General features: G+C 42.6%; 5 protein-coding genes. All 5 read left to right on the top strand.

From position 1 onward, the window contains the following. Positions 1–57: 57 nt before the first annotated feature. The 5 genes from AB4653_RS15360 to AB4653_RS15340 all read left to right on the top strand — a co-directional run bounded on the left by AB4653_RS15360 (position 58) and on the right by AB4653_RS15340 (position 5219). Complete coding sequence (locus AB4653_RS15360) at positions 58–2040, top strand: type VI secretion system Vgr family protein (protein WP_102257283.1); 1983 nt, start codon at positions 58–60, stop codon at positions 2038–2040. 59 nt (positions 2041–2099) lie between these two features. Further along, complete coding sequence (locus tag AB4653_RS15355; protein WP_012603810.1) at positions 2100–2660, top strand: DUF6931 family protein; 561 nt, start codon at positions 2100–2102, stop codon at positions 2658–2660. 24 nt (positions 2661–2684) lie between these two features. Continuing rightward, on the top strand, positions 2685–2984 hold the full coding sequence (locus AB4653_RS15350) for a PAAR domain-containing protein (protein ID WP_009846610.1): 300 nt from the start codon (positions 2685–2687) through the stop codon (positions 2982–2984). A gap of 218 nt (positions 2985–3202) precedes the next feature. Beyond that, a complete protein-coding gene (locus AB4653_RS15345) occupies positions 3203–4663 on the top strand; it encodes an ImpA family type VI secretion system protein (RefSeq protein WP_102257284.1) in 1461 nt (486 codons plus the stop codon). 34 nt (positions 4664–4697) lie between these two features. Then, complete coding sequence (locus AB4653_RS15340; RefSeq protein ID WP_009846608.1) at positions 4698–5219, top strand: type VI secretion system tube protein Hcp; 522 nt, start codon at positions 4698–4700, stop codon at positions 5217–5219. The last annotated feature ends 12 nt before the right edge of the window (positions 5220–5231 follow it).

Genomic DNA, 5231 nt, shown 5'->3' with positions numbered 1-5231 from the left:
CATTAATATTGATACCACACAATATCAGAACATCTTCGAGCATTATCAGGCGAGCCTATGACGGATAATTTCTCCCCTTCTGCCAGTGCGATTGTGGCAAAAGATTCTAAAAGCAATGAGCATGCAGTCAGCGATTTTGCTATTTCTGAGTACCTATCGAAGCCTTTTAAAATCGAACTAACACTCATCTCAAAAAACTTTTCAATTGATGACCAGCTTGGTCAAAAGCTTTCGATTACACGCTTTATTAACGACACTAACAACCAAGCAGCCACACGTGTATTCAACGGCATTGTTACGCAAGTTCAGTTATTGGGCATGGACAGTAACCTGCAGTATTCTAGTTATCGCATCACTCTAAGGCCGTGGTTTTGGTTATTGATACACACTCATTCTTTCCGTGTTTATCAAAACCAATCGACTAAAGATATCGTTTCAGATGTGTTAACCCAAGCAGGTTTCAGTGGCTCGTTTAAGGCTGGTACCATGCCCTCATCCAAACGAGAGTATTGCGTTCAATATGATGAAAGCGACTTTGATTTCGTAACTCGCCTGCTTGCTGAAGAAGGGGTTCATTACTTTTTCCAACACAGCGACTCAGATCACGTGATGATGCTACAGGACGCTCAGAGCCCTTATAAAAAGTCAGATATCGGTAAACTGGACATGATTGAAGTCCCTTCAGGCAACAATCCATTACTCGATAAATGGATGCCGCAAGGTCAATTTCATGGTGCCAGCATCGAACTGACTAGTTATGATTACTCACAAACTAAACTCGTGAGCAGTAAACAGAAAAAATCCAGCCATAAGATAGCTAACAACACCAAGTTAACGAAACAGTTTTACCCTAACCTTGGTATCACTGGTGGGATGGAAGACCTTGCCAGCAACCTAGTGAAAAGACGAATTGAACAGCTCGAGCAAAATTATCAAACCGTAGAAGCCGAAGCGCAACACGATTCATTTGAATTGGGTAAATGGTTTTCACTATCATCCCATTTAGACAAAGATCAACTCGGTGACTATTTAGTCACAGAACTTCACACGAGTTATAGCACCGAAAACCATTGTCAAACACGTCTCACCCTTCTTGACACGTCGACTCCTAATTATCCTTCACCGACGGATAAGGCAAAAATACACGGACTACAAAGCGCCATCGTAGCCGGTAATACCGCAGGTGAGATTAATCAAGATGAACAAGGTCGAGTTCGCATTCAATTTCATTGGGATACACAAACATCCGGAGACAAAACGAGTTGCTACGTGCGCGTTGCTCAGATGATGGCTGGCAATGGTTATGGTGCTCAGTTTATTCCAAGAGTAGGACAAGAAGTACTGGTCAGTTTTATTGATGGTGACCCAGACCAACCGATTATCACAGGAAGCGTTTATAACAGTAAAAACCCACCACCTTACAAAGAAGCTAACTCAACGAAAACAGGTATTAGCACTAAGTTAAGCGGATTGGCTAACGAGCTCTATTTTGACGATAAGAAAGACAATGAGCTCTTGTACATGCATGCAACCAAAGACTTCACGAAAGAAATAGAGAACAACCTGACAGAGACCATTAAAGGTGAACTGATCCAGAAAACCACCAAACAAGTTAACGTATCAACAGAAGATAATTACACCCTCAATTCAGACAAAGCTATCGCTGCCAAAGGTAAATCTATATCCCTAGAAGCGGATGACAAGATTGAGCTAAAGGTTGGGTCCAGCAAAATCACTATGTCTTCATCTTCTATTAGTATTGAAGCAAGTAACATTGATATCAAAGCCAGTAGCGCACTCAACCTTGAAGGCATGAACGTAACAAGTAAGGCGACATCCGCGAACAAAATATCAGGTGTAACAACGGCTCTCGAAGCGACAAGCTCCAACAGTATTAAAGGACTCAGTGTCGCGATTAAAGCGGATACCACACTCACAGCAGAGGGGTCTTTAAGTGCCGAGTTTAAATCAGGCCTAAAAGGTACTTTTAATGGTGGCGTACTTGGCGAATTAAAGGGTGCTATTGTAAAGGTGAATTAGTGAATTCAATCGCTAGCATTTAAACCACACTAGAGCACAAATTCAGGTAAGACAGAAACATGTATAAAAAAATTCCATATCAAACTGGCAGACAGTTGCTCGACAGATTCTCAAGCTCCGACGAAGCACAAGCACTGATTAATGACGAATTCAACATTGATGATTCTATTCAAGCTTTATTGGAAAGCGAGCTATATTTCGACTTAGTTCAGCTCCTTGCTCACGGATTGCCTGTTCGAGAGGCCATTTGGTGGGGCGCACATACGCTCGATGCGAGAAGTGATGTGTGGTCTACAATGCAAAAACAATGTATTTCAACAGCCAAAGATTGGGTCAAGTCACCTTCAGAAGAACAGAGAAGAAAGAGTGAACTCTTTGCGAATAAGCTCCAACTAAATTGTGGGCCATCTTGGCTAGCTCAAGCCGTATTTTGGAACGGATCCGGCAGTATTGTTGCACCTGACTTACCCAACGTCCTCCCCGACCCTTTCTTATATTCCAAAGCGGTAGCGGGTGCAATCAACCATTCCGCAGCCTTACCCAATTGGGATAAAACCAACGAGTACTATAAGAAATCCATTGGTATTGCTCTCGAGCTTGCCAAAGGCAGCCAATCATAAAGTTACAGATGACAGGAGTGGCCGATGACGTTAGCCGCAAGATTAACTGACATGCATGTTTGCCCGATGCAGACACCCGCACTTCCACCAATCCCCCATGTCGGAGGCCCAATCGTTGGACCTGGTGTACCGACGGTTCTCATTGGCAATATGCCTGCAGCAACGCTTGGGGATATGTGTGTTTGTGTTGGCCCCCCAGATAGCATCATCAAAGGCAGTGCTACTGTACTTATCATGAATAAGCCTGCTGCGCGTATGGGAGATACAACCGCCCACGGGGGTACTATTGTCTTGGGTATGCCTACCGTAATGATTGGAGGATAAAATCCTTGCATTTCATAAGGTTTCGAAAAGTCGGCTTACTGGGTAATTTTCTTGGATAAAGTTCAAATTTTTGAGTAAATATCTATTTTACATAGGACTTTTTAAGAAAAAGCGATAGAATATATAAATGTTAAATATTTTATATGAAACATAAGTAATAACTATTAGAAATAACACTTTATGTGATCGAGATATCAAATAACTTTAACAGGACGTGTATGACAGAAATTGCTCATTTACTGACTCCAATCTCGGATAATGACCCCTCCGGCTCTTACCTGAAATTGGATAGAACCGCATACCGCAGTTTAAGAAACGTTTACAATAGCGCTCAATCTTCATTTCGTCAGTTAGTTGAAACACCTGATGCATCTTCTGACCCAGCAATTGTGGATGCAAATACTGAAAACTGGGCTGAGTTAAGAAAAATTTCTGAAGAGACACTCACCTCCCAGTCTAAAGATTTAGAAATATTAGGTTGGTACATTACTAGCCAGCTTTTTACTTCACAGCCATTTCATAACCTTGCTACAGCTATCCCAGCTTTAAACCTTTTCATCAACCAATTTTGGGATACGCTAAATCCAATGCTACCAGACGCTAAATTAAAAGCTTCTGATGATGCAGGAAAAGCAAAGGAAATCACGGAGTTCAGAGCTAAATCTCTACTTCAGCTAGTTGGTGAATCACTGGACTCCAGTTCTCTTTACATACCTTTTCAAATGCTTGATTTTTGTTCAGGTGTAACTTTTGGGGATTACCTCACAGCCGAACGAAAAGGTAACATCGCTGAACTGAAAGAATCAGCCTTGAACGCGTTTGATCAAAGCGTTGCAGAAACACTCTTCCATTTGGCCAGTATCTATAGTGATCTGGAAATGGCAGAGAAAAACCTGGCTGAAAAGTGCCAAGCTGTTAGCGCCTCGGTGATCAGTTTCAACTTTATCAAAACCAACGTACGTGACCTGATCAAAGCGATTCATTTCCTAGTAGGAGAAAAATTCGCTCCTTGGCCTTTGGACGACAACTTCCACGTCATCCAAAGCTCAACCGAAACGCGCGAACAAAGCGATTCAATACCTTCGGCATCGGAACAGACGGTTGCCGTCAAAAATGAACCTATTTCAGCAACAGGAACAGGCCATAATTCAGAGCCAGTGAATCAAGGTAACGGGAGCGTGGTAGATAACGGTCAGGTTCAATCATCAAATGGCCACCCCTCTCAAACCCAAACTCAGACGATTGTTCAAAACGTGTCGAGTATTAACGGTATTGTTAATCGTGATCATGCGTTTCAGGAAATTAGAAAAATTGCTGAGTATTTTAAAGAGACTGAACCTCATAGCCCAATCGCCTTTTTATTGGAGCGTTCAATTCGTTGGGGTTACATGAGTTTCCCAGAACTACTCCAAGAAATGATAGGTAATGAGCAAAGTGTGATCGCTCAAATTAATCAAATGACCGGGATGGATAACCTAGACAAGTTGGACTTGTCAGGCAAGCCCGTCCCAGTAATAACTTCAGCACCAGAGTTCGCTCCGGTGTCGAAACCGACTATTGAGGAACCAACTAAAGTAACGCCAATTCCTATTAGTCCAAATAGCACAGCAGATACCAACCAAGCATCTGAATCTACTTCCAACTCATCATCAAGCAGCATGCAAGATTTTGAGTGGTAAAGCCCATTAATTGCATTAAGCAAGGAGAAACACTATGGCTTCTATTTTTATGAGAATTGAAGGTACGACACCAAAAGGTGCAGCAACGGTAGAAAAAATCGGGGGCAAAGATGGTTTCTTCGCACTCGATAGTATTTCTTGGAGCGCTGTCCGTGGTGTTGGCATCGATGTAGGTAACGCAAACAATGCTGACCAAGGCATGGTTGCTCTTGGCGAAGTTAACATTTCTCGTGGCTGTGATGGTGCGTCGCCACATCTAACTACTTTCTTGTACGCTCCGGGTCCAGAAGGTCGCACTGTTGAAATCGTTATGACAAAACCAAACCGTGAAGGTTCTGGTGCAGATCCATACCTAATTCTAACGATGAAAATGGCTCGTATGTCTAGCTACAATATGTCAGGTACAGACGGTTCACTTCCTAGCGAATCTTTCAGCCTAACCTACACTCAAATTTCTAAGGCTTACTACATTGAAGCTGACGGCGGTAAGATCGAGAAAGGCCCTGAAGTTGGCTTCGACGCGACTACAGCTAAAGTCACTTCAACTGCTAAGTAATTAATCAAGGAG

The sequence above is a fragment of the Vibrio sp. 10N.222.48.A3 genome, assembly GCF_041475345.1.
Classification (GTDB): Bacteria; Pseudomonadota; Gammaproteobacteria; order Enterobacterales; family Vibrionaceae; genus Vibrio; species Vibrio tasmaniensis_A.
This window is presented reverse-complemented; position numbering and strand designations above follow the sequence as displayed.